The organism is Nocardioides sp., assembly GCF_035576065.1.
Classification (GTDB): Bacteria; Actinomycetota; Actinomycetes; order Propionibacteriales; family Nocardioidaceae; genus Nocardioides.
The window spans coordinates 104674-127522 of sequence record NZ_DATLWX010000018.1 but is presented as its reverse complement, the minus strand read 5'-3'; the positions used below and the strand labels follow the sequence as shown (position 1 = coordinate 127522).

Genomic DNA, 22849 nt, shown 5'->3' with positions numbered 1-22849 from the left:
GCACAAGCCTATGTACTGGATCGCTGGGGCGTCTGTAGTCAATTGTGACTAGTCCAGGATGCCTACACGGGCCTCGCGGCCCGGCTTCCTGACGCGCATTGCTTGGTGCGTCATCATGGTGACCACCCATGGATGAACTTTCAGCCACCTTCACCGAGCTCCTGGCCGACCCGGTCCGAGCCCGGTCAGCAGAACGGCTCCTTCCGCCCGAGGGGCGACGCTCGGCGCTCGACCGGTTGACCTCGCTCGCCGCCCAGCTGCTCGGCGCCCCGTCGGCGCAGGTGTCCCTCCTCGCGACCGAGCAAACCGTGGTGGCCGGCGCCGGCGAGGCCTTTGATCACGTCGGCGTGCGCGGCGACCTCAAGGACACGCTCTGCAGTGTCACGGCCGCGTCGCGAGCACCGCTCGTGGTCGGTGCCACGGCAGTCGATGACCGGGTCCGGATGCTTCCGCCGGTCACCTCCGGTCTTGTGGGCTCCTACCTGGGAGTGCCCCTGATCAACGACGAGGGCTCGTGCGTGGGAGCGCTGTGCGTGTGGGGACCCGAACCGCAGGAGTGGGTCGACGGCGACGTGGCCACCTTGACCCAGCTCGCGACCGCCGTGATGGCCGAGCTGGAGCTCGCGGCCCTCACCACGGACTTCGACCGCGAGCGGAGACGGTGGGAGCTCGCCCTCGACGCCGCGGAGGTGGGTTCCTTCGACTGGGACCTGCGCAGCGGGGCGCTCCACTGGGATCGACGGTTGAGGGTGGTCCTCGGTTTCGACCCCGACCAGGACGAGACGACCCACATCGACACCCTGATTGAGTTCATCGACCCGCAGGACCGAGCCCAGGTCGACGACGCCATCGCAGCGGCCGTCGCCTCGTGCGGCAACTATCGGACGGACTACCGCATCCAGCTTGCCAGCGGCGAGACCCGCTGGATCGCCGCCAGGGGACGGGTTTTCGCCGGCCCCGAGGGCAAGCCGCAGAGAATGCTCGGCACCGCTCAGGACATCACCGAGCTGCGGACGGCACGGGACGAAGCGGCGCGCCTGGCCGACTCGATGCTCACCGGCTTCGTGTCCGTCGATCGCGAGTGGCACGTGACCTACCTCAACCCGGCGGGGTCCGCGGTCGTCGGGTACACCCCCAGACAGCTGGTGGGCCTGAACTTCTGGGACGCCTTTCCCGAGATGGCGGAGCTTGAGTTCGGCCGCCAGTACGAGCGCGCGGTCGCGACCGGAGAGGTCGTTGACTTCGAGGCCTATTACCCACGCCTCCATGCCTGGTTCGACGTCAGGGCGGTCCCCGGCCAGGACGGACTGGTCATCTACTTCAGTGATATCACCGAGCGCCACGCCGACCAGGAGGCAGCCGCGGAGGCTGCCCGCAACCTCCGTCTCCTGGCGCGGGCCGCGGAGGCTCTGGTCGAGCCCGACATCGACCGAGCAATCGCCGGCCTGGCCCGGGCGCTCGTCCCAGAGCTGGCGTGCTGGACCTTGGTGTCGGTCCGTGACGAAGCGGGGCGGTTCCTCGAGCAGGCCCGCGCGCACGCCGATGCTGCGCTGCAACCCGTGCTCGACGCGTACGTCGATGCGGGGCTCGCTGCCCTCACCGAGGACGCCGCGCTCTCGATCGTGACCCGTAGCGGTGAGCCCCTCCTCGTCGAGGACTACATGAACACCAAGCTGCCGACGTCCTTGTCCAGCGAGTCCAGGCGCGACCAGCTCAGGGCCCTGGAGCCGGACCGCGTCCTCACGGTGCCGATCTCGGGCCGCACGACGACCATGGGCGCCATCACACTCGTCCGCCGACCGGGACGAGCGCCGTGGAGCGTCGCGGAGACAGCGACGGCGATGGAGATCGGTCGTCGCGCTGGGGGCGCGTTGCAGAACGCCCAGCTCGTCCGTCAGCAGCGTCAGCTCTCCGAGACCTTGCAGAACAGCCTGCTGTCGACCCCGCCGCGCTCCCCCGACGCCGAGATCGCGGTGCGCTACCAGCCGGCGGCGCTCGACGCTGCTGTGGGCGGCGACTGGTATGACAGCTTCCTGCTCCGCGACGGCGCCACCAAGCTCGTCGTGGGCGACGTCAGCGGACACGACCGCGAGGCGGCAGCCGCCATGGGTCAGGTCCGGGCTCTGCTCCGGGGCACGGCGTACGCCACATCCGGCTCCTGCGGCGAGGTGCTCACGGCCCTCGACGAGGCGATGGAAGGGCTGGAGATCGACACGCTCGCGACGTGCGTGCTGGGCAAGATCACCGCGAACGACGCCGGAGCCCGGGTCTTCGAATGGAGCAACGCCGGCCACCCACCACCCGTGCTCGTCGCACCCGGGCAGGCACCTACCCTCCTGGCTCGAGAACCTGAGCTTCTGCTCGGTCTCGACCCCACGGCTGCACGCAGTGCCCACGCGGTGGACCTCCCGGACGACTCGTTGGTGCTCCTCTACACCGACGGTCTCGTCGAGCGTCGAGATGAGGGTCTCGACGCCGGCCTCGATCGCCTGCTCCACGTCCTCGAGGGTCTCGAGGGACTCCCATTGGACGAGCTGTGCGACAAGCTCCTGCTGACGATGGCGCCAGACCCCCAGGACGATGTCGTGCTGCTCGCTGCCCGGGTCCTGCGCCGCGGCTGAGACAGGTGGTGGTCGCGAGGTCTTGGCGATCGGCCGGTGATGCGGTCCTCGTTGTCATATGTTGACGAGGTGGCTGGGCCCGTCGGTGGGCCGCCCTAGCCTCTCCCGTATGGCGGGTGGGATGAGCTCAGGACACGGCGAGAGCCTCGATCAGCGCGTCGCCGAGATGACGTCGCGCGGCCTCGGCGCAACGCCTCCGGACGCGCACGGCTCAGTCCCCCCGATCAAGCACTGCTGGTATTCCGGACCCCATGGCCGACAAGCTGCACTGCTGCTCGAGTGGCGCAGGGTCGGGGACGGCTATGACGGACGGGTCGCCGTCGCGGTGCCGGACTCGTCCGGGTGGGGACTCGTCGAGATGTGGGTCGACGCCGCGTTGCTCGAGCCCGGCTAGACATCACAGCTGGCTGGGCGGCGCACACCGGCCCGGCCACCTGAGGCGCTCCCGGCAGCGGCCTACGCTGGCCTCATGGCCCCTTCCGCCGACAACGACGAGGTCGAGCGCACTCCGGACGGACACCACATCGTCGTGGCTGGGCGGAAGTGGCGCGCGACTGATCCGCTCATCCCCGAGAGCTTTCGAGCCGAGCTCGTCGCCGAGCTGATGCGGGCCCGGCGTCTGGTGGGCAGCCAGGGCGACGCTGCCCGGCCGATGGTGCACGACGCGAAGACGGCACTCGGAGAGCGGGGCGAGCCGTGGTGGGAGCCGTCGACCGACGACGGACGACGCGACCGACTGGCCGCCACCATCCGCACCCTCCTGCGCCATCGCAACGGCACGACCATCTGCCCCAGCGACGCCGCCCGGGTCGTCGGGGGTGCAAGCTGGCGCGACCTTGTTCCGGTCACGCGCGAAGTGGCACACGCACTGGTCCAGCAGGACGTCGTCGTCGTGCAGCAGAAGGGCGTCACGGTCGACGTGCGCGAGGCTCGGGGTCCGGTCCGGATCGCGCCGGGACCCGGCCTGCAACGCTAGTCCTGGTCGGAGGCCGTGTCCTCGCCGTGGGTGCCGGGGCGAGGAGCCCAGGGCAGCTCCTTGGCCGGGCGGACGACGATCAGGCGGTCACCTCGGGCCAGCAGGGTGACGACGGGGTCGAAGTAGCGATAGACCTGCTCGTCCCGCACGACGGCGATGACCTGGTCGGGCAAGGACTGCGGGGGCTTGCCGACCTCGCTGACGAGCAGGTCGCGCTCGGCGACCTCCAGGCCCTCGCCGTACGTCAGGAGGTCCTCCATCACCGAGCCCAGCATCGGCGACATCGAGGACAGGCCGAGCAGGCGGCCGACGGCGTCGGAGGAGGTGATGACGGAGTTGGCACCGGACTGGCGCATGAGCGGGACGTTTTCCTGCTCGCGCACCGCGGCCACGATCCAGACGTCGGGGTTGAGCTGACGCACCGTGAGTGTCGAGAGCACGTTGGAGGCATCGCTGTCGGTGGTGATGATGACGTGGGTGGCGAGCTGGACGCGAGCGCTGCGCAGCACTTCGCGCCGGGTGGCATCGCCCGTGATCACGGCCAGGCCGTCGCGGTGCGCCTCCTCCTTGGCGAGGGCGCTGGGATCCACGACGATGATGGACTCCCGGTCATGACCGTTGCTGACCAGGGTCTCGACTGCGCTGCGGCCCTTCGTGCCGTAGCCGACGACGACGACGTGTTCTCCCATTTTCTTCCTCCACCGGGCGACCCGGAACGTCTCGCGGCCCTGCGAGGCGAGGACCTCGAGGGTGGTGCCGATCAGCAGCACCAGGAAGGCGATGCGGGCAGGGGTGATGACGAACGCGTTGATCAAGCGCGCCTGATCCGAGACGGGCGCGATGTCGCCGTACCCGGTCGTGCTCAGCGTGACGGTGGTGTAGTAGATCGAGTCGATCACGCTGATCGTGTTGGTCGGGTCGTTGCCGTCCACGTAACCGTCCCGGTCGAACCACACCAGCAGTGCGGTGCCGACCAGGATCGAGAGCGCCGCGAGCAGCCTTCGCGCCAGTTGCCTCCCCGGCGACCGGACGACGTCCGGCAGCGCGATGCGGGTCGAGGTGCTCGGCACGCCCGGTCGGTCATCCACGGCCGGAGTCTTTCATGCCGCCTCCTTGGACGTGATCGCCTGACGCAGTCGCTGCACCAGCTCCTGGCGAGCACTGGTGGTCGAGCCCTGGGGGAAGACGGTGTCGAAGGCGGCGTTGACCGCGGCACCGATGAGGACCGCGATGGCCAGGAGATACAGCCACAGGAGTACGGCGATGGGGGCGGCCAGCGGGCCGTAGATGGATCTCGACTCCGCGGCGGTGACCGTCAGCACCCACCGCAGCACGAACGAGCCGGCGATCCAGGCAATGAGCGAGAACGTCGCTCCCGGCAGGTTGAAGGTCCAGCTCGTCCGGACCGGGACGGAGACGTGGTAGAGCGTGGCGAGGAAGCAGATGCACATCACGATGACCACGGGCCAGTAGAACGACATCACGAACTCGAAGCGCTGTGGAAGCCAGTCGCGGATGAGCCCGGGACCCGCGACGACCAGCGGCAGCGTGACCATCCCGGTGAGCATCGCCAGCAGGTAGAGCGCGAACGACAGTGCGCGGGTCTTGACGATCCCTCGGTGCCCGCCCAGGCCGTGCATGATCGTGATGGTGTCGACGAAGACGTTGAGGGCGCGCGAGCCCGACCACAACGCCAGCACGAACCCCACCGAGACGACGTCGAACCGACCGCCGTCCAGGACGGAGTTGAGCGTCGGCGCGATGATGTCCTCGACCGCCTTCTCCGTCAGTCCCCGCGAGGCGAGCTCGATGATCGCGCTGCGGACCTCGGCGATGTCCGCGGGTGAGAACTGCTCGGAGACATAGCCCACCGCGCCCGCGAGCGCGAAGATCAACGGCGGCACGGACAGCACCGCGAAGAACGCGGCCTCGGCCGCCAGTCCGGTGACGCGATAGCGCATGCAGGAGCCGACGGTGCTCACGGTGAGGCGCCACGCCTGTCCGCGCAGGATGTCCCACCGTGCCTGGACCGTTCGCAGCGCGGGGTGCTGCGAACTCTCCTCGGCCATGAGCCCCACCGTATCCGCGTCCCTCGGCGGGGCGCGGAACCTCCTCCCCCGTTTCACCCTTCGCTCGCTGGCCGCCACGTCGTCGTCCTGGCGCCTACGGTGGGGCCCATGACCGAACCGAGCTCCCGGGGGTCACTCCGGGTCGTCAACAACCAGGCGCCGCCCCTCGCCGGACACAACGTCGTCACCTCCGACGTCGCCCTGACCGAAGCTGTGACCCGCCACGCCTCTGCTGGCCTCGTCGAGGAGCTGACGTTGCTGGGGCTCGACGCAGGGACGGCCGAGGCGCGTGAGCACGGGGTGCTGGCCAACCGGCACCACCCGGAGCTGACGCCGTACGACCGCTACGGCAACCGCATCGACGAGGTCACCTTCCACCCGTCCTGGCACTGGCTGATGGAGCGAGGCATCGGTCACGGACTCGCTGCGACAGCGTGGGAGCAGCAGGAGGCGGGCGATCCCCACGCGCACGTCCGACGAGCCGGCGGGTTCTTCGCGTGGTCGCAGACCGAGCCTGGGCACGGCTGCCCGATCTCGATGACGTATGCCGCAGTGCCGGCCCTCCGCGCGGACGACGCCATCGCCAAGGACTGGATTCCCCTGCTCGCGTCACGTCGCTACGACCCCGGCGTCCGGGCGCGCAGCGACAAGGTCGGGGCCCTGGCGGGCATGGGGATGACCGAGAAGCAGGGAGGCTCCGACGTCAGGAGCAACGTCACCGAGGCCAGAGCCACCTCGGAGGACGGCTTCTACACGTTGCACGGACACAAGTGGTTCACGAGCGCTCCGATGAACGACATGTTCCTCGTCCTTGCGCAGGCGGGAAGTCGCGCTGAGGGACAGGCGCTGAGCTGTTTCGTCGTCCCCCGGGTGCTGGCCGACGGCACCCGCAACCAGCTCGACGTGGTGCGGCTCAAGGACAAGCTGGGCAACCGGTCCAACGCCTCCTCCGAGCTGGAGTTCGACGGGACTGTCGGCCAACGTCTCGGGGACGAGGGCCGCGGGGTCCGGACGATCATCGACATGGTGGCGGCCACGCGGCTCGACTGCGTCCTGGGCTCGGCCTCGCTGATGCGGCGAGCACTGGCCGAGGCGTCCTGGCACGTCTCCCACCGCTCTGCCTTCGGTGGGCGCTTGGTCGACAAGCCCCTGATGCAGAACGTCATCGCCGACCTCGCCGTCGAGTCCGAGGCCGCCACCGCACTGGCGCTGCGCCTCGCGGCGGCCGTGGACCGGCCGGGCGACGTACACGAGGCAGCCCTGCGCCGGATCGCCCTGCCGCTGGCGAAGTTCTGGGTCTGCAAGCGCACCCCCTTCATGGTGGCCGAGGCACTGGAGTGCCTCGGCGGCAACGGCTACGTCGAGGAGTCGGGTCTGCCGCTGCTCTTCCGCGAGTCGCCGCTCAACTCCATCTGGGAGGGCTCGGGCAACGTCAACGCGCTCGACGTCCTGCGGGCGCTGACCCGCGAGCCCGAGGTGCTGGCGGCGTGGATCACGGAGGTGGGCCTGGCCCGCGGCGCCGACCACCGCCTCGACCGGGCCATCGACGACACCTTGGCGCTGCTCGGCGACGTGGCGGGTCTCGAGGTCGGCGCCCGACGCCTGGCCGGCCAGATGGCCGCCTGTCTGCAGGGCTCGCTCCTCGTCCGGTTCGCCCCCGCCGAGGTGGCCGACGCCTTCTGCTCCTCGCGGCTCGGGACCACCTACAACGGCACCTTCGGCACGCTGTCCGGCGGCGACCTGCGCGCCATCGTCGACCGCACGACCCCGGTGCTGTGATGGCTCCTCGCGAGTGGGATGCCGCCACCTACGACTCCCTTCCCCTCCCCCACGTCGCGTGGGGTGCGGGGGTGCTCGACCGGATGCGTCTCGCCGGTCACGAGCGGGTCCTCGACGCCGGATGTGGCACCGGCCGCGACGGTGTCGCCCTGCTCTCGCGCTGGCCCGAGGCACGGCTCGTCGGGGTCGACGGCTCCGCCCGGATGATCGAGGAGGCTCGGGCCAAGCTCGGCGACGACGTGGAGCTGCACGTCGCGGACCTGACGTCCCCGCTTCCGCTGACCGAGCCGGTCGACGCGGTGATGAGCGTGGCTGCGTTCCACTGGATCGAGGACCACGACCTCCTCTTCACCCACCTCGCGGCAGTGATGCGCCCCGGTGCCCGCCTCACGTCCGACTGCGGCGGCCAGGGCCAGCTGGCGATCCTGGGTGCCGCCCTGGAGGAGGTGACCGGGGAGGGGAAGTACGGCGTCAGCTATCGCGGCGTCGAGGAGACCCGGGCCTCGCTCACGGGCGCCGGCTTCGACGTCGAGGACGTCCGTCTGCGTCCTGACCCCCTTCGGATCGACGATCCTGAGGTGCTGGACACCTACCTCGCGGTGGTCTGCCTCGGCAGCCACTTGGTCGACCTGCCGCTGGAGGAGCAGCGAGACTTCGTACGCCGCGTGCGTACTGCCATGACCGAACCCGTCATCGACTACGTCCGGCTCGAGATCGAGGCTGTTCGCCGCTGAGCGGGCCTGCGTGCCGGCTGGCGGGTGGACGGCTACTGGGTCGATGAGCCCTCGAGGCCCTCACGCCTGACCACCCGGCGCTGCTCGAGACGAGGCTGGGGGCGGTACTGAAGGAGCAGGAAGCTGACGTCGTCGCTCAGCTTGTCGTGGTGGTGCTCCAGGAGGGCGAGGGTGACGCGCCGCATGGTCTCCGTCGGGGGCAGGCCCGCGGCAAGATGGAGCGTCAGGAGCTCCACGAGCCGATCAGTGCCGAAGAACGCGCCGCGTATGGAACGCGCCTCGACGACCCCGTCGGAGTGGAGCAGCACCATGTCGCCGGGTTCGAGGCGCTCCTGCCCGACGTGGACTCCCTGACCCTCGGCCAGGCGACCCAGACCGAACGGCAACATCGGCTCGACGTCCAGCGTGCGCACCAGCCGGCCGTTGCGGAGCAGCAAGGGTGCAGGATGTCCTGCGTTGATCCACCGCAGCACCCCGGTCTCGGTGTCGAGCTGGACCACTACTCCGGTCGCGAACGCATCAGCACCGAAGACCGAGGCGACCGCGGTGTCGATGGAACGCGCCAGTGCGGGCAGTCCGAGCCCTCCTCGTCGGGCGTTGCGGTAGGCCGAGACCGTCAGGGCGGACAGCTGAGCACTGGGCAGCCCGTGCCCCATGGCATCGAACACCGCGAGGTGCGCCAGCCCAGGGTCGACGGCGTAGTCGATGGTGTCGCCACCCACCCCGTAGGCCGGCTCCACGCCGCCCGTGATGGTCACGTCGTCGCTGACGAAGGCCAGAGGAGGGAGCAAGGACCACTGCATCTCGGCTGCCAGGCTCATGTCCCTGGTCCGGCGCAGCCGCACCAGGGTGTCGCCATGCTTCGTCTTGCTGGCGATCAGCTCGGCCGCCACGGAGGCGAAGGTGAGCAACCGCTCCCGGAGCGCACCACCATGGGCGTCGAGTGCGTGGGCACCGGGCAACGTCACCGCCAGGACGCCCAGCCGCTCCGTGCCGTCGACCAGGGGCAGCCAGACCTGCAGCCGCTCGTCTGTGCTCCCGTCGTCCTGCACGACCTGCTGGACCACCTCGAGGTGCTGGAACGCCCGGCCCGCGATGGTGCGATCAACGCTGAGGACGTCGACGTGCGAAGCCCGATCCTGCACCCCGGGGCCCAGGAGCGGAGCCAGGGACCGCGCTTGCAGGTCCGCCAGATAGGCAACCACCCGACTCACGCCGATCGCCTGGCCGTACTGCGAGAAGAGCTCCGGCAGGGCGTAGTCCGGGGCCGCGTGGGACCGCTCCAGCAGCACGGCCAGCGCGCGCTCCGCGGCGTTGCGCGGCGTCATGTCCACGTCAGGCGCCCGATGGGCCGCCGATCCGACGTCGGCGGGCAGTGGCGGGTCAGCGCCGGCGTTCCCACGCCGAGTGCCCCCGGTGAGGCTCTGGGTTCGACGCGACCGCTGCCGCAGCAGGGGTGATCGCCATCGCGACCGCGGGGGTTGTTCAGGGACGGCATCCGGTGCATGCGGCTGCTCAGGGGCGGCAGCGGGTGCACGGGGCAGCCGGATCGTCACGGTGGTGCCGACCGCGACGTCGCTGACCAGGTCGACGGTGCCTCCCTGGATGTCGACCAGGCGTTGGACACTGGCGAGCCCGAGACCGCTCCCCGCGTCGTGGTCGTTGGCCACGCGACCCCGCTCGAACTCCAGGAAGATCGAGCCGAGATCGCGGTCCACCGTGCCGCGGCCCTGATCGCTGATCGTCACCACGACCGCGTCCTCGCTCGGTTCGCAGGCGATGGTGATGTCGCTGTTGGCAGGCGAGTCCGTGAGTGCCTTGATGACGAGGTTCGCGATGACTCGCTCCATCGCTGCGGGGTCGGCCAGCGCCCTCATCGGGACGTCCGCGGTGATCCGGACCCGTGAGATCTCAGCACGCGTGGCCAGCTCGGAGACCGTGCGACGGACGAGCGCCGCCAGGTCCACGACCTGGAGCCGGATCGGCAGCTGCCCCGGTCGCAGCCTGGCGTTGTCGATCAGCTCCTCGACCATCGTCAGGAGCCTGGTGGTGTTGGACTCGATGCGCTGGACGAAGTGCTCCTGCTCGTGCACGTCGACGTCCGTGAGCAGCTCGGCGAAGCCCTGGATGGCCGTGATCGGCATCTTGAATTCGTGGTTGAAGGCGTTGTAGAAGGAGTTCTGGGCGGCCTCGAGGCGATGTTGCTCGGTGAGATCGCGCACGACCTTGACGAATCCGGTGTGGTGCCCGCGGTCGTCCAGCATCGAGTTGATGACCACGTCGCTCCACAGGAGGGTGCCGTCCTTCTTGAGCAGCCAACCGGTGTGCTTGTGACTCCCATGGGCCCGCGCCTGCTCGAGGAGCTGTCGGGGCCGACCGGCCTCGCGGTCTGCCGGGGGGAACAGCATGGAGAAGTCCAGGCCCATCGCTTCGTCGTGGCTGTAGCCCTTCATGCGTTCGGCACCGGTGTTCCAGGACTCGATGACCCCGTCCGGGTCGAGGGTGAAGATCGAATACTCGGTCACTGCGTCGACCAGCAGCCGGAGACGGTCCTCGCTCTCACGCAGGGCACTCTCGAGCATCGCGACCCTGGCGATGATCTGGCTCATCGGCAACCCTGCCAGGGTCTGGGGGTCGACGATGATGGGGGCAGCGACGCGGGGGGACGGGGGCATGGGGGTCTCGGCGTGCGGCTCTGAACGCGACATCACGGCTCCCCTGGACGCTGAATCACCGGCACGAGGCCTTGGTTGTGCGTCGTCGGGATTCTATCTGCCGGTCCAAGGCCCCGCAGCCCACAAATTGGCTACGTGCGACCCTCAGCCCAGTGCCGCCGAGACGACCTGTCGCGCCTCCTCCTGCACCTGGGCAAGATGCGCGGGGCCGCGGAACGACTCGGCATAGATCTTGTAGACGTCCTCCGTGCCACTGGGGCGGGCGGCGAACCACGCCGACCCGGTCGTCACCTTGAGCCCACCGATCTTGGCGCCGTTCCCGGGGGCCTCGGTCAACCGCCCGGTGATCTCCTCCCCCGCCAGCGAGGTCGCCGTCACGTCCTCGGGCGAGAGCGCCGCGAGCTTGGCCTTCTGCTGTCGATCGGCCGGCGCGTCGACGCGGGCGTAGGCAGGCTCGCCGTGCTCGGCGACGAGCCGCGCATAGAGCTCACTGGGCGTCGAACCGGTCCGGGCCAGGATCTCGGATGCCAGCAGGCACAGGATCAGACCGTCCTTGTCAGTGGTCCACGTGGTCCCGTCCATCCGTAGGAAGGACGCCCCTGCCGACTCCTCGCCACCGAAGCCGAACGATCCGTCCATCAGGCCGGGCACGAACCACTTGAAGCCCACTGGCACCTCCACCATGGGCTTGCCCAGCGACGTCGCCACTCGGTCGATCATCGAGCTGGACACCAGGGTCTTGCCGATCTGCGCGCCGACGGGCCAACCCGGACGATTGCCGCCGAAGAGGTACTGGATCGCGACGGCCAGGAAGTGGTTGGGATTCATCAGTCCGGCGTCCGGCGTGACGATCCCGTGGCGGTCGGCGTCCGCGTCGTTGCCGGTGGCGATGTCGTAGTCGTCCTTGCGCGAGATCAGCGAGGCCATGGCAGACGGCGAGGAGCAGTCCATCCGGATCTTCTCGTCCCAGTCGAGCGTCATGAAGCGCCACGTCGGGTCGACGAGCGGGTTGACGACCGTCAGGTCGAGGCCGTGCCGGTCCGCGATCTCACCCCAGTAGTGGACGCTGGCCCCGCCCAGGGGGTCGGCTCCGATGCGCACCCCGGCCGCCTTGATCGCGGCGAGGTCGACCACCGCGGGCAGGCCGTCGACGTAGGTGCCCATGAAGTCGTACGCGGCCGCGTCCGCCCTGGCCCGCGCGAACGGGATGCGGCGGACGCCCGTGAGCCCGGCAGCGATGAGCTCGTTGGCCCGGGTCGCGATCACACTCGTGGCGTCGCTGTCGGCGGGACCGCCGTGGGGCGGGTTGTACTTGAAGCCACCGTCGGCAGGCGGGTTGTGGGACGGCGTCACCACGATGCCGTCGGCCAGCCCGGAGCCTTCTGTGCGCCCGCCGTTTGCGCGGATGATGGCGTGGGACACGGCTGGGGTCGGCGTGTAGCCGTCGCGGTCGTCCAGCAACACGGTCACGTCGTTGGCTGCCAGCACCTCGAGCGCGGTGGCCCAGGCGGGCTCGGACAGGGCGTGCGTGTCGCGCCCGAGGAACAGGGGGCCGTCGTAGCCCTGCTCGCGCCGGTGGTCACAGATCGCCTGGGTCGTGGCGGCGATGTGGGTGTCGTTGAAGGACGTCTTGAGGCTCGACCCCCGGTGCCCGCTCGTGCCGAACGCGACCTGCTGCTCCACGTCCTCGGGATCCGGCTGTTGCGTGTAATAGGCGGTCACGAGATGGGCGACGTCCACCAGGTCGCCAGGTTGAGCGGGAGTGCCAGCACGGGATCCGGGAGCCATAGCGCCATCTTGTCGTCGCGGCGGGCGTGAGTCGAGGCAGACTCGCTCCGATCAGCTCGACCAATCTCACCCCCGGACCCGGTTCGGCGACATACCGTGAGGTGTGGTGGACGACGATGTCGCGCGGATGGCGTGCCCATGCGGCCTGGGCCCGGGGCTGACGAACCGGTGAACAACGCCCTGACGAGCCTCCGGAGCCGCGACGAGCTCGATCGCGCCCTGCTGGCCCTCGAGGACCAGCCCGGCTACGGCCTGATCAACGAGGACGAGGTCACCCAGTTGGAGCGGGCAGCCGTCGCCGCTCAGGACCAGGAACTCATCTGGCGCGCCCGGCTGCTCGCAGCGGAGATTTCGGGACGCCGCGGGGAGCTGGCGGAGGCGATGAGAAGGATGCAGGAGGTCAACGAGCTCGCCGCCGCCCACGGTCACACCAGGTTGTTGGCGCGAAGCCACCTCAACATCGCGTGGACCTACCGCAATGTCGGCGACCTGGCCTCGGGTCTGGAGCACGCGGTCAAGGCCGTCGAGCTTCTCGACGACGACGCACCGGCCGCCATGCGCGCCATGCATCTCATGCGGCTGGCAGACGCGTTGGACGAGTGCGGCTCGTGGGACGAGGCACTCCTGCACTACGAGCAGGCCGAGCAGGTCGCCCTCGGGGCCGGCCAGGTCGCTCGGCAGGTCATGTGCCTGAACAACCGTGCCTACGCCGAGTACGTCAACGGTGACCTGGAGGCCGCCGAGTCCACCGTCAACCGGCTCCTGCAGGTCTGCCGCCTCCACGACGCACCCCTGCGCGCCAACACCTTGGACACCATCGCCCGGATCCAGATAGCGCTGGGCCGCTACGAGGACGCGATCTCGACCATCGACCGGGCAGTTGAGGTCTATCACGCAATGGGGGTGCAGGAGGCGCTGACCCCGGCGGAGTTCCTGCTGACGAGGGTCTTGATCCAGCGGAAACTGGGTGACCTGGACGGCGCTCAGCGCAGCCTGGACGAGTCCAGGTCCCTCGGCTCGGCGTCGGGGTTGGCGTCGGTGCTCGTCAACGTCGAGGAGGAGCAGGCTGAGCTGCACGCCGCCCGGGGCGACTTCGAGAAGGCCTTCCGCTGCTTCAAGGCGTTCCACGCAGCGGAGAAGGCGTTGATCTCCGAGCAGCGGGCAGCGCAGTCCAAGCTGCGCCAGGCGTTGCTCGAGACCAACGAGGTTCGCGCCGAGGCCGCGCGTCTCCAGCGTCTCGACGCCTTCCGCACCCAGATGATCGCGACGATCTCCCACGAGCTGAAGAACCCCCTCACCGCCGTGACCGGCCACCTGGAGCTGATGTCGTCGCTGCCGAACATCCCCGCCGACGGGCTGCGCTCGATGTCAGCGATCCAGAGGGGCGCCGATCGTCTGTGGGCGCTCACCGACAGCCTGCTCGAGCTGACCCGCCTCGAGCAGAGCGAGGACCCGCCTCGACGAGAGCTCGTCGACCTCGACGCCGTCCTGACCGGGGCCCTCGACCAGGTGGAGGTCGTGGCGGACGGCGAGGGAGTGCGCATCGATCGTCGCGCGTCGCTCCACCCGCTGCTCGTCCTGGGCGACGCCGACGAGCTCCACCGCGCCCTGGTCAACCTGCTGAGCAACGCCGTCAAGTACGGCGACGGCGGCGACGCGGTCGTCGTCAGCCTCGAGCGCGTCGGACACGAGATCGAGTTCCGCTGCGCCGACACGGGCCTCGGCATCTCCGAGGACGATCAGCAGCGCCTGTTCACCGAGTTCTTCCGCTCGACCAACGAGGCGGCCCTCGGGCGGCCCGGAACGGGTCTGGGACTCGCGATCGTCCAGCACATCGTCGTACGCCACGGAGGTCGCATCGACGTGGACTCGGAGCTGGGGGTCGGCTCGACCTTCACCGTGCGCCTCCCCGTCGCCAGCCCCGCCGACTGACACCGCGCCCCCGGACGATCCCAGTCCCGGGACATCTCGAGAAAGTCTGCCTGCGGGTGTCGATCGAGGCGACCTCCATCCGTCATGGTGGTGAGGTCGCACCCGCGGCCCGACCCAACCACGCGCAGGGAGACAGCAATGACCGAGTACGTCGTGTTGATCGTGGGTGACGCCGACCGCTGGTGGACGTCCATGAGCATGAAGGAACGCCACGAGGGCTACGCCGAGTACGCCCGGTTCGGAGAACAGCTCGCCGAGCGTGGCCACAAGGTCACCGGAGGTGCCGAGCTCAAGTCGAGCACCGAGGCACGGACGGTGCAGCCCGGCAGCCTCGCGATCATCGAGGGCCCCTACACCGAGAGCGCCGAACAGGTGGGCGGCTTTTACCAGGTGGAGACCGACGACCTCGACGACCTCCTGGAGTGTTGCAAGATCATCGCTGGCCTCGGCGACGCCGTTCAGGTCGTGCCCACGGTCTCTGCCGAGGAGCGTCCGTCGTGAAGTACCTCGTGCTCCTCATCGGCGACGGCGAGGTCAAGCCGTGGGCCGAGCAGACTCCCGACGAACAGATGACGGCCATGGGACTCTTCCAGGCCTTCGACGAGGCCTGCGCCGGCCGGGAGGGTGTCGAGCTGCTCGCGGGCGAGGCGCTGGCAGAGGCGAGTGATGCGACGACCCTGCGCACGCGTGGCGGTCAGCTCCAGATGACCGAGGGGCCCTACGCCGAGGTGGTCGAGGGCATGGGCGGGTTCTATCTCATCGAGGCCCCCCACCTGGACGTGCTGGTCGACCTGCTGGGCGTCCTGCCGCCGTACGACATGCAGATCTCGCCCGTGGTCGACGTCTCCGGGTGACTCCTGTGGATCCGTTGGCGGAGGTGGTGCGCGAGGAGTGGGGTCGCCTTGCGGCGCTGCTCCTCGCGCGCTTCCGGCGCCTCGACCTGGTCGAGGACGCGCTGGGCGACGCGGTGGAGGCTGCTGCTCGCGCCTGGCCCGACGACGGCGTCCCTGACAGACCAGCTGCGTGGCTGCACACCACGGCGAGCCGGCGCATCCTCGACCGGCTGCGCACGGAGGCCGTCGCCCAGCGGGTGCAGCCGCTGCTCGTCGTCGAAGCGGCACGCGCAGAAGCAGGTCGCGCCATGGCCGACCCGGGCGCGCTGGTCGAGGACGACCTGCTGCGCCTGGTGCTCATGTGCTCCCACCCGGCTCTCGCCCCGGAGGCGGCCAGTGCCCTGTCCCTGCGCCTGGTGCTCGGGGTGTCGACACCCGACATCGCCCGGCTCTTCCTGGTGCCCGAGACGACGATGGCGGCTCGGCTCACCCGGGCGAAGAAGCGCATCGTCGGCGCTGGCATCCCCTTCGGTGTCCCCGACTCCTCCGTGCTGCCGGGGCGCATCGACACCGTGGCCCAGACGGCCTATCTCGCCTTCACCGCCGGCTACTCACCCGGCACGGGCACCGACCTCCTGCGCCCGAGCCTGTCCGGCGAGGCGATCCGACTCGTCCGCTCGGTGCTGGCCCTGCGTCCAGGCGAGGCGGTGCTCGTCGCCCTGTTGGCGCTGATGCTCTTCCAGCACTCCCGGCGTGACGCGCGCGTGCGCGACGGTCGACTCGTGCTGCTTCCCGACCAGGACCGCGAGCTGTGGCACCGCGACGAGGTCGAAGAGGCTCGCGCCCTGCTGGACGCTCCGGCACTGCGCGGCCCGGTCACGCGCCAGGCTGCGGCATACACCCTCCAGGCGCGCATTGCTGCCGAGCACGCTCTTGCGCCGTCGGCGGCGGAGACCCGGTGGGAGCACGTCGTGGGCCTGCATGACCTCCTGCTCGGTCTCGCCCCGACGCCGAGCGGGCGACTGGCGCGCGCGGTGGCCGTGGCCGAGGCTCGAGGACCGGCAGCGGGGCTGGCTGCGTTGGAGGGCGTGGATATCCCGACGACGCACCGCCTCGCCGCCGTACGCGCCGAGCTCCTGGCCCGGTCGGGTCAGCACGACGCCGCCCGCGCGGCCTACGACCAGGCCCTCGCCGCCTGCCGCAACGACGTCGAGAGCGCCCACCTGCGCGAGCGCCGTCAGTCGCTGGGCTGAGGGGCTGCGACCTGCTGCTGCTTGGCGAGCACGGTCAGTCCGTCCTCGACGACGAAGCCACGCGCGCGGTCCTCGTCCGCGTCGACGCCGATCCTGGCGCCGGGAGGCACGATCACGCCCTTGTCGATGATGGCGTTGCGCACGATGGCACCCTCGCCGACGTGCACGCCGTCCATCAGCACGGAGTCGGACACCTCGGCGGCGTCCTTGACCCAGACCGCGGGTGAGAGCACCGACTGGTTCACGGTGCCGCCGCTGACCACCACGCCGGGCGACAGGATCGAGTTGTAGGTCGAGACCCTCGCGCCACTGGCTCCCTCGACCAGCTTCGCCGGCGGATGCGGGCCATAGCTGGTGTAGATCGGCCAGGCCTGGTTGTAGAGGTTGAAGACGGGCAACGGGGAGACGAGGTCCATGTGGGCGTCGTAGTAGGAACGCATCGTGCCGACGTCGCGCCAGTAGCCGCGGTCGCGGTCGGTCGAGCCGGGGACCTCGTTGTCCTTGTAGTCATAGACGGCCGACTCGCTCTTGTCGACGAACCACGGCACGATGTCGCCGCCCATGTCGTGCTTGGACTGCTCGAGCTCGGCGTCCCGGACGACCGCGTCACGCAGCGCGTCGGCGGTGAAGACGTAGTTGCCCATGCTCGCCAGCACCTCGTGCGGGGAGTCGGGCAGCCCGACAGGGTCGGTCGGCTTCTCCAGGAAGGCGCGGATGCGGTCGGGACTCGTGGGGTCGACGTCGATGACGCCGAACTGGTCGGCGAGCCCGATCGGCTGCCGGATCGCGGCGACCGTGCAGCCGGCGCCGGACTCGACGTGGTCGGCCACCATCTGGGAGAAGTCCATCCGGTAGACGTGGTCGGCCCCGACGACCACGACGATGTCGGGTTGCTCGTCGGTGAGCAGGTTGAGCGACTGGTAGATCGCATCCGCGCTCCCGAGGTACCACCGCTTGCCCATGCGCTGCTGCGCCGGCACCGGCGTGACGTAGTTGCCGAGCAGGTTGGACATCCGCCACGTCGTGGTGACGTGCCGGTCGAGGCTGTGGGACTTGTACTGCGTCAGAACGACGACCTTGAGGTAGCCCGAGTTGACGACGTTGGACAGCGCAAAGTCGATCAAGCGGTAGATCCCCCCGAACGGCACCGCCGGTTTGGCCCGGTCGGCGGTCAGCGGCATCAGGCGCTTGCCCTCCCCGCCGGCAAGAACGATGGCAAGGACCTTCTTGCGGGCGGGTGCGGCACTCATGGCTCGAAACTAGTGCGGCGGGCCGGTGCCGACCAGCCCGGACCGCCGGTAGGTTCACCGGCATGCGCGTCGACGTCCTGAGCAAGGAGTACCCGCCCGAGGTCTATGGAGGGGCCGGCGTCCACGTGGCCGAGCTCGTGCGGGCCTTGCGACAGCGGCCCGAGATCGAGGCGCGCGTCCGGTGCTTCGGTGCTCAGCGGACCGAGGCCGGCACGTCGGCGTACGCCGAACCGAGCTCGCTCGCAGAAGCCAACCCGGCGATCCGCACCCTGGGCGTCGACCTGGCGATGGTCGACGACTGCGCCGGGGCGGACCTCGTCCACTCGCACACGTGGTACGCCAACATGGCCGGCCACCTCGCCGGGCTCATGCACGGCATCCCCCACGTCGTCAGCGCACATTCCCTGGAGCCGATGCGTCCTTGGAAGGCCGAGCAGCTGGGCGGCGGCTATGCCTTGTCGAGCTGGGTGGAGAGGACGGCGTACGAAGGCGCGGCGGGGATCGTGGCCGTCAGCGCCGCGATGCGCGACGACGTGCTGCGCAGCTATCCCTCCGTGGACCCGGCGAAGGTGTCGGTGATCCACAACGGCATCGACACCGACCTGTGGTCGCCGGTGACCGACGCCGACCGGGTGCGCGCCCTCGGGCTCGATCCGGACCGGCGGAGCGTGATCTTCGTCGGTCGCATCACCCGGCAGAAGGGCCTGCCGCTCTTCCTCCGGGCCGTCGCCGAGCTGCCTGCCGACGTCCAGCTCATCCTGTGCGCAGGTGCTCCGGACACCCCCGAGATCGCGGCCGAGGTCCGGTCACTCGTCGACGGTCTTGCGGCCACGCGTGACGGCGTGGTGTGGATCGAGGAGATGCTCCCCCGTGCCGACGTCGTCGCGCTGCTCACGGCAGCCACGGTGTTCGCCTGCCCCTCGATCTACGAGCCCTTGGGGATCGTCAACCTCGAGGCCATGGCGTGCGAGACGGCCGTCGTCGCGACCGCGACGGGCGGCATCCCCGAGGTCGTCGTGGACGGCTCGACCGGCTGGCTGGTGCCGATCGAGCAGGCCAGCGACGGCACCGGGACCCCCCTCGACCCCGAGCAGTACGTCGCCGACCTCGCCGCCGCGCTCACCGACGCCGTCTCGGACCCCGACCGGGCCCGCTCGTTCGGAGTGGCCGGCCGTGAGCGCGCGATCGAGTCCTTCGGGTGGGGGGCGATCGCCGAGAGGACGACTGCCCTCTACCGCTCCCTCACCTGATTGCGGGACGTACGACCGGATCTGGTGAGCCGCCGACTGCGCATCGTGCTGGGAGCCGACTCCTTCGGGACAGCGCCAGTGCTTGTCCAGCGTCTCGTCGCGACGGCGCACCTGCTCAGGTGGCGTTCCAGATCCAGAACGGTCCGACGGCACCGACAAACCCGATGGCAATGCCGAGGAACATGAGCAGAACCCGGGAGTAGACCCAGCTCCACGTCGTCAGGACGAATCCCGCCGGCAGGAGGACGACGCCGACGACGGACGGGCCAACGTCGTGAGAGGCGAGCAGCCAGAGGTGGATCATCCACATCGTCACCATCGCGGCGAGTCCGTGGGTCGTGCTGTTCCACGCAGCGGGCGCGCCACGGGTCGCTACCCGGTAGGCCTGGCGGAAGGGAAGCGCCCGTATTTCGCGGACGTCGTCCTGCCTAGGAGCCACTGGCTGAACCCCCTCCACGACCGGTCATGTGACGTACCTCCGGGTCCTGCTCGGCAAGCTCCTCGACGAGCGACCCCACCGCCGTTGCTGTGGAGCGACGCAGCGCAGCGGCCTCCGGGCTGGGATCGCGCTCGTGGAGCACGTCGAGCCACGTGGTCTCACCGTGCTCGACGCGGCGGGCCAGGCGCCGACCGGACTCGCCGAGCTCACCGTCGCGGCCTGCGCGGGCCAGCTCAGCCAGAGCCTGGTCACGTTCTTGACGACTCTGCTCCAGCTGGTCGCGCGCGGAGTCACCGATCTGTGCGGCGGTCGAACGGATCTCCTCGGCGTCCGCGCGGAGTCCGGCCAGGGCAGTCCGCAACCACGCGAGATCGGGGTCCGGGTTGCTCATCAGAACCCGACACCGGCGACGTCGTCGATCTTCGTCCCAGGGCCGGTGTTGGTCGCTGCCGCACCGAGCGCGAAGGCGGCATCCAAGGCAATGAAGAGCCTGCGCAGGTCACCGAGGACCCCGATGATCTTCGGGACCAACGTGTCGAGAGTCTTGATCAGGCTGATCGTCTGGTCGACGAGACCGATGATCTTGCGGACCGTCGCGCCACCGCTGATCACCTCACGGGCCAGGCCCCACGCACTGGCCAGCAGCTTCACCACTGCGTCATCCACGAGGTTGAGCAGCGCCGCCACCGTCTCGCAGACGGCCCGGGTCGCAGTCAGCATGCAGTCAAGGGCTTCGCCCATCATCTCGCAGGTCTCGCGCTGGAGGTCGAAGGCCTCGCCCATCTTCAGCATCCGACCGGCCGCGCGGTCCGCCGCTCGCCCCTCCCACACGTGCGGGACGGCTTGGGAGAGCGCGCCGTAGTTGGCACCCAGCGATCCGAGAGCATGGCCGGTGGCTCGCCAGTTGGCTGCCAACGCCTGGACGCCGTCGAAGTCGCCGGAGATCGGCTCGAAGATCAGGGCAACCAGGTCCCAGCTCGGGTTGATCTGGCGTGCCACCCAGTCGACCCCCTGGATGACGTAGCCACAGTCATCGCGCAGCGCGTCGATGTAGTTGCCGCCGCCGGGTGAGGTGGCGGCCAGGGATGACGCCGGGTCGAGCAGATCAATGGTGACGTCAGTCATCGTTTGCCTCCACGAAGTCGTCAAGCTCCTCATCGGTGGTGACGCCGTCGACGATCTGGTCGGTGTGATGGCCGATCGACAGGATGCTGCCGACTGCGTCGATCGTGTTCGAGGCCGAGCCATCCAACCCCGGACCGCGGTGCCTGGGGGATGTTCGGGCTGGGCCTCCATGCCTCCGTAGTTGATGATCCCCGCGTAGCCCTTGGCGACCGCGGGAACCTGGATGGCCTCGTTGACCTCGTGAAGCCTTGCCAGGCTGGTCTCGACCTGACGGTCCGCGGCCTCCAGCAGGTCCCGGGCTTCCCCGATCCGCTCCGCGAGCCGCCGCGTGCCGGTGCTGCTCTGGTTCATCGACGCGAACACGTCGTCGGTGGCGGAGTCGTAGTCGTCCTCGAACAACTGCATGAAGCCCTTGCTGAACCAATGGCCTTCGTACATCCCGTTGTCGCGGGTGAAGTCCCAGATCATCTGGAGGCTCTTGTGCTGCTCGTCGGCCAGCCGGATCAGCTTACTGATCCCGGCGTGACATGACCACTTGTTCACCCATGACTGACAGCCTCCCCCTCGGTCCACGTTCCAACCGTTCTCGATCTCGCCGCCGACGAGTCAGCGTGGCCCCGTCAGTCCAGCACGAGCCCGGGATAGAGCGGGTGCTTCTCCAGCATCTCGTCAGCCCCGGCCTGTACGCGTTCGGCCACGCCGTCGGCCAGGACGTACGACGCCTTGCTGGCCGTCCCCGCCTTGGTGGTGCCCGGCTGGGTGTTGGTCAGCACCTCGATCATCAGCTCCGCGACCCGGTCGAACTCGTCGTGGCCGAACCCGCGCGTGGTCAGCGCGGGCGTGCCCAGCCGGATCCCGGACGTGTACCACGCACCGTTGGGGTCACCGGGGATCGAGTTGCGGTTGGTGACGACGCCGGCGTCGAGCAGCGCCGACTCGGCCTGACGGCCGGTCAGGCCGAAGCCCGAGACGTCGAGGAGCACGATGTGATTGTCGGTGCCTCCGGTGACGAGTCGGGCACCGCGCGACGTGAACCCTTCGGCCAACGACTTGGCGTTGTCGGCGATCGACTGTGCGTAGGTCTGGAAGGACGGTTGGCGGGCCTCGGCGAAGGAGACCGCCTTGGCTGCCATGACGTGCGACAAGGGACCGCCGAGCACCATCGGGCAGCCGCGGTCGACGTCGGCCGCGAACTCCTCCTGGGCCAGCACCATGCCTCCACGCGGGCCGCGCAACGACTTGTGGGTCGTCGTGGTCGTGATGTGGGCGTGCGGGACCGGGTCCTCGTCGCCGGTGAACACCTTGCCGGCGACCAGCCCGGCGAAGTGGGCCATGTCGACCATGAGCACCGCGCCCACCTCGTCCGCGATCTCGCGCATCTTCGCGAAGTTCACCCGCCGGGGGTACGCCGAGTAGCCCGCCACCAGCACGAGGGGCTTGAACTCCCGGGCCTTGGCGGCCACGACGTCGTAGTCCAGCATCCCGGTCTCGGGGTCGGTGCCGTACTGCTGCTGGTGGAACATCTTGCCGCTGATGTTGGGACGGAAGCCGTGGGTGAGGTGCCCACCCGCGTCGAGCGACATTCCCAGCAGTCGCTGGTTGCCGAACTCGTGGCGCAGCGCCTCCCAGTCGGCCTCGGTCAGCTCGTTGACGTTCTTGGCGCGCATCTTCTCCAGGAAGGGGGTCTCGACGCGGTTGGCGAGGATCGACCAGAAGGCGACGAGGTTGGCATCGATCCCCGAGTGCGGCTGGACATAGGCGTACGGCGCCCCGAACAGCTCGCGGGCGTGCTCGGCGGCGAGCGACTCGACGGTGTCGACGTTCTGGCAGGCGGCGTAGAAGCGGTGGCCGACCGTGCCCTCGGCGTACTTGTCGCTGAACCAGGTGCCCATCGTCAGCAGCACGGCCGGCGAGGCGTAGTTCTCCGAGGCGATCAGCTTGAGCGAGCCCCGCTGGTCGGCCAGCTCCTGGCGGGTGGCTGCCGCGATCCGCGGCTCCACCGACTCGATGACTTTCAGCGCCTGCTCGTAGGCGCCGGAGGTGAGCTGGGACAGGGTGGCATCCGTCATGGTCGTCAGCCTAGACGTCGTCCCAGGTTCCGAAGACACCGTGTCAGCAGCGGGAT

Annotated in this window: 19 protein-coding genes; 10 read left to right on the top strand and 9 right to left on the bottom strand. The window is 69.5% G+C overall.

Annotated elements, in window-relative coordinates:
• Window positions 1–128 precede the first annotated feature (128 nt).
• The 3 genes from VNJ48_RS10100 (at window position 129) to VNJ48_RS10090 (ending at window position 3597) form a co-directional block, all read left to right on the top strand.
• Window positions 129–2621 (top strand): SpoIIE family protein phosphatase, encoded by a 2493-nt coding sequence (locus VNJ48_RS10100; protein ID WP_325601665.1) that lies wholly within the window; start codon window positions 129–131, stop codon window positions 2619–2621.
• A 121-nt stretch (window positions 2622–2742) separates the two neighbouring features.
• Window positions 2743–3015 (top strand): hypothetical protein, encoded by a 273-nt coding sequence (locus tag VNJ48_RS10095; RefSeq protein WP_325601663.1) that lies wholly within the window; start codon window positions 2743–2745, stop codon window positions 3013–3015.
• Window positions 3016–3090: 75 nt separating this feature from the next.
• Window positions 3091–3597 (top strand): DUF3253 domain-containing protein, encoded by a 507-nt coding sequence (locus VNJ48_RS10090; protein WP_325601661.1) that lies wholly within the window; start codon window positions 3091–3093, stop codon window positions 3595–3597.
• On the opposite strand, the gene VNJ48_RS10085 is transcribed toward VNJ48_RS10090, so the two are convergent.
• A complete protein-coding gene (locus tag VNJ48_RS10085) occupies window positions 3594–4685 on the bottom strand; it encodes a potassium channel family protein (protein WP_325601659.1) in 1092 nt (363 codons plus the stop codon). The two genes, VNJ48_RS10090 and VNJ48_RS10085, sit on opposite strands and share 4 nt — an antisense overlap.
• Before the next feature lie 12 nt (window positions 4686–4697).
• The gene (locus VNJ48_RS10080; RefSeq protein WP_325601658.1) at window positions 4698–5666 is read right to left on the bottom strand and encodes a YihY/virulence factor BrkB family protein; all 969 of its coding nucleotides are present in this window, start codon (window positions 5664–5666) and stop codon (window positions 4698–4700) included.
• A gap of 108 nt (window positions 5667–5774) precedes the next feature.
• Here VNJ48_RS10080 and VNJ48_RS10075 point away from each other — a divergent pair, with 108 nt between their 5' ends.
• Window positions 5775–7445 carry an acyl-CoA dehydrogenase family protein gene (locus tag VNJ48_RS10075; protein WP_325601656.1) on the top strand — a complete coding sequence of 557 codons (1671 nt, stop codon included), beginning with the start codon at window positions 5775–5777 and terminating at the stop codon, window positions 7443–7445.
• Window positions 7445–8179 carry a class I SAM-dependent methyltransferase gene (locus VNJ48_RS10070; protein ID WP_325601654.1) on the top strand — a complete coding sequence of 245 codons (735 nt, stop codon included), beginning with the start codon at window positions 7445–7447 and terminating at the stop codon, window positions 8177–8179. The genes VNJ48_RS10075 and VNJ48_RS10070 overlap by 1 nt, the downstream gene beginning before the upstream one ends.
• A 32-nt stretch (window positions 8180–8211) precedes the next feature.
• Here VNJ48_RS10070 and VNJ48_RS10065 read toward each other — a convergent pair whose 3' ends face one another.
• Window positions 8212–10887, bottom strand: coding sequence for a SpoIIE family protein phosphatase (locus VNJ48_RS10065; protein ID WP_325601652.1), 2676 nt, complete (start codon window positions 10885–10887; stop codon window positions 8212–8214).
• Window positions 10888–10998: 111 nt separating this feature from the next.
• Complete coding sequence (pgm, locus tag VNJ48_RS10060) at window positions 10999–12642, bottom strand: phosphoglucomutase (alpha-D-glucose-1,6-bisphosphate-dependent) (RefSeq protein ID WP_325601650.1); 1644 nt, start codon at window positions 12640–12642, stop codon at window positions 10999–11001.
• A 168-nt stretch (window positions 12643–12810) separates the two neighbouring features.
• On the opposite strand from pgm, the gene VNJ48_RS10055 reads away from it, so the two are divergent.
• From VNJ48_RS10055 to VNJ48_RS10040, 4 genes are all read left to right on the top strand, one after another.
• Window positions 12811–14574, top strand: coding sequence for an ATP-binding protein (locus tag VNJ48_RS10055; RefSeq protein WP_325601648.1), 1764 nt, complete (start codon window positions 12811–12813; stop codon window positions 14572–14574).
• 138 nt (window positions 14575–14712) lie between these two features.
• Window positions 14713–15075, top strand: coding sequence for a YciI family protein (locus tag VNJ48_RS10050; RefSeq protein WP_325601646.1), 363 nt, complete (start codon window positions 14713–14715; stop codon window positions 15073–15075).
• Window positions 15072–15428 carry a hypothetical protein gene (locus VNJ48_RS10045; protein ID WP_325601645.1) on the top strand — a complete coding sequence of 119 codons (357 nt, stop codon included), beginning with the start codon at window positions 15072–15074 and terminating at the stop codon, window positions 15426–15428. Before VNJ48_RS10050 ends, VNJ48_RS10045 begins: the two co-directional genes overlap by 4 nt.
• Window positions 15425–16660 (top strand): RNA polymerase sigma factor, encoded by a 1236-nt coding sequence (locus VNJ48_RS10040; protein WP_325601643.1) that lies wholly within the window; start codon window positions 15425–15427, stop codon window positions 16658–16660. Before VNJ48_RS10045 ends, VNJ48_RS10040 begins: the two co-directional genes overlap by 4 nt.
• Here the strand turns inward: VNJ48_RS10040 and glgC are convergent.
• Window positions 16645–17910: a glucose-1-phosphate adenylyltransferase gene (gene glgC, locus VNJ48_RS10035; RefSeq protein ID WP_325601641.1), complete on the bottom strand. Its 1266-nt coding sequence runs from the start codon at window positions 17908–17910 to the stop codon at window positions 16645–16647. The genes VNJ48_RS10040 and glgC overlap by 16 nt on opposite strands.
• Before the next feature lie 62 nt (window positions 17911–17972).
• On the opposite strand from glgC, the gene glgA reads away from it, so the two are divergent.
• Entirely contained in the window at window positions 17973–19160 is a 1188-nt protein-coding gene (gene glgA / locus VNJ48_RS10030; RefSeq protein ID WP_325601639.1) for a glycogen synthase, read from the top strand.
• A gap of 115 nt (window positions 19161–19275) precedes the next feature.
• Here the strand turns inward: glgA and VNJ48_RS10025 are convergent, their stop codons facing one another.
• The 4 genes from VNJ48_RS10025 to VNJ48_RS10010 all read right to left on the bottom strand — a co-directional run bounded on the left by VNJ48_RS10025 (window position 19276) and on the right by VNJ48_RS10010 (window position 22793).
• Window positions 19276–19599 (bottom strand): hypothetical protein, encoded by a 324-nt coding sequence (locus VNJ48_RS10025; protein ID WP_325601638.1) that lies wholly within the window; start codon window positions 19597–19599, stop codon window positions 19276–19278.
• Window positions 19589–19990 carry a hypothetical protein gene (locus VNJ48_RS10020; protein WP_325601636.1) on the bottom strand — a complete coding sequence of 134 codons (402 nt, stop codon included), beginning with the start codon at window positions 19988–19990 and terminating at the stop codon, window positions 19589–19591. Before VNJ48_RS10020 ends, VNJ48_RS10025 begins: the two co-directional genes overlap by 11 nt.
• Window positions 19990–21267, bottom strand: a complete 1278-nt coding sequence (locus VNJ48_RS10015) for a hypothetical protein (RefSeq protein WP_325601634.1) — start codon at window positions 21265–21267, stop codon at window positions 19990–19992. The genes VNJ48_RS10020 and VNJ48_RS10015 overlap by 1 nt, the downstream gene beginning before the upstream one ends.
• Window positions 21268–21344: 77 nt before the next feature.
• A complete protein-coding gene (locus tag VNJ48_RS10010) occupies window positions 21345–22793 on the bottom strand; it encodes a glycine hydroxymethyltransferase (RefSeq protein WP_325601632.1) in 1449 nt (482 codons plus the stop codon).
• Window positions 22794–22849 lie beyond the last annotated feature (56 nt).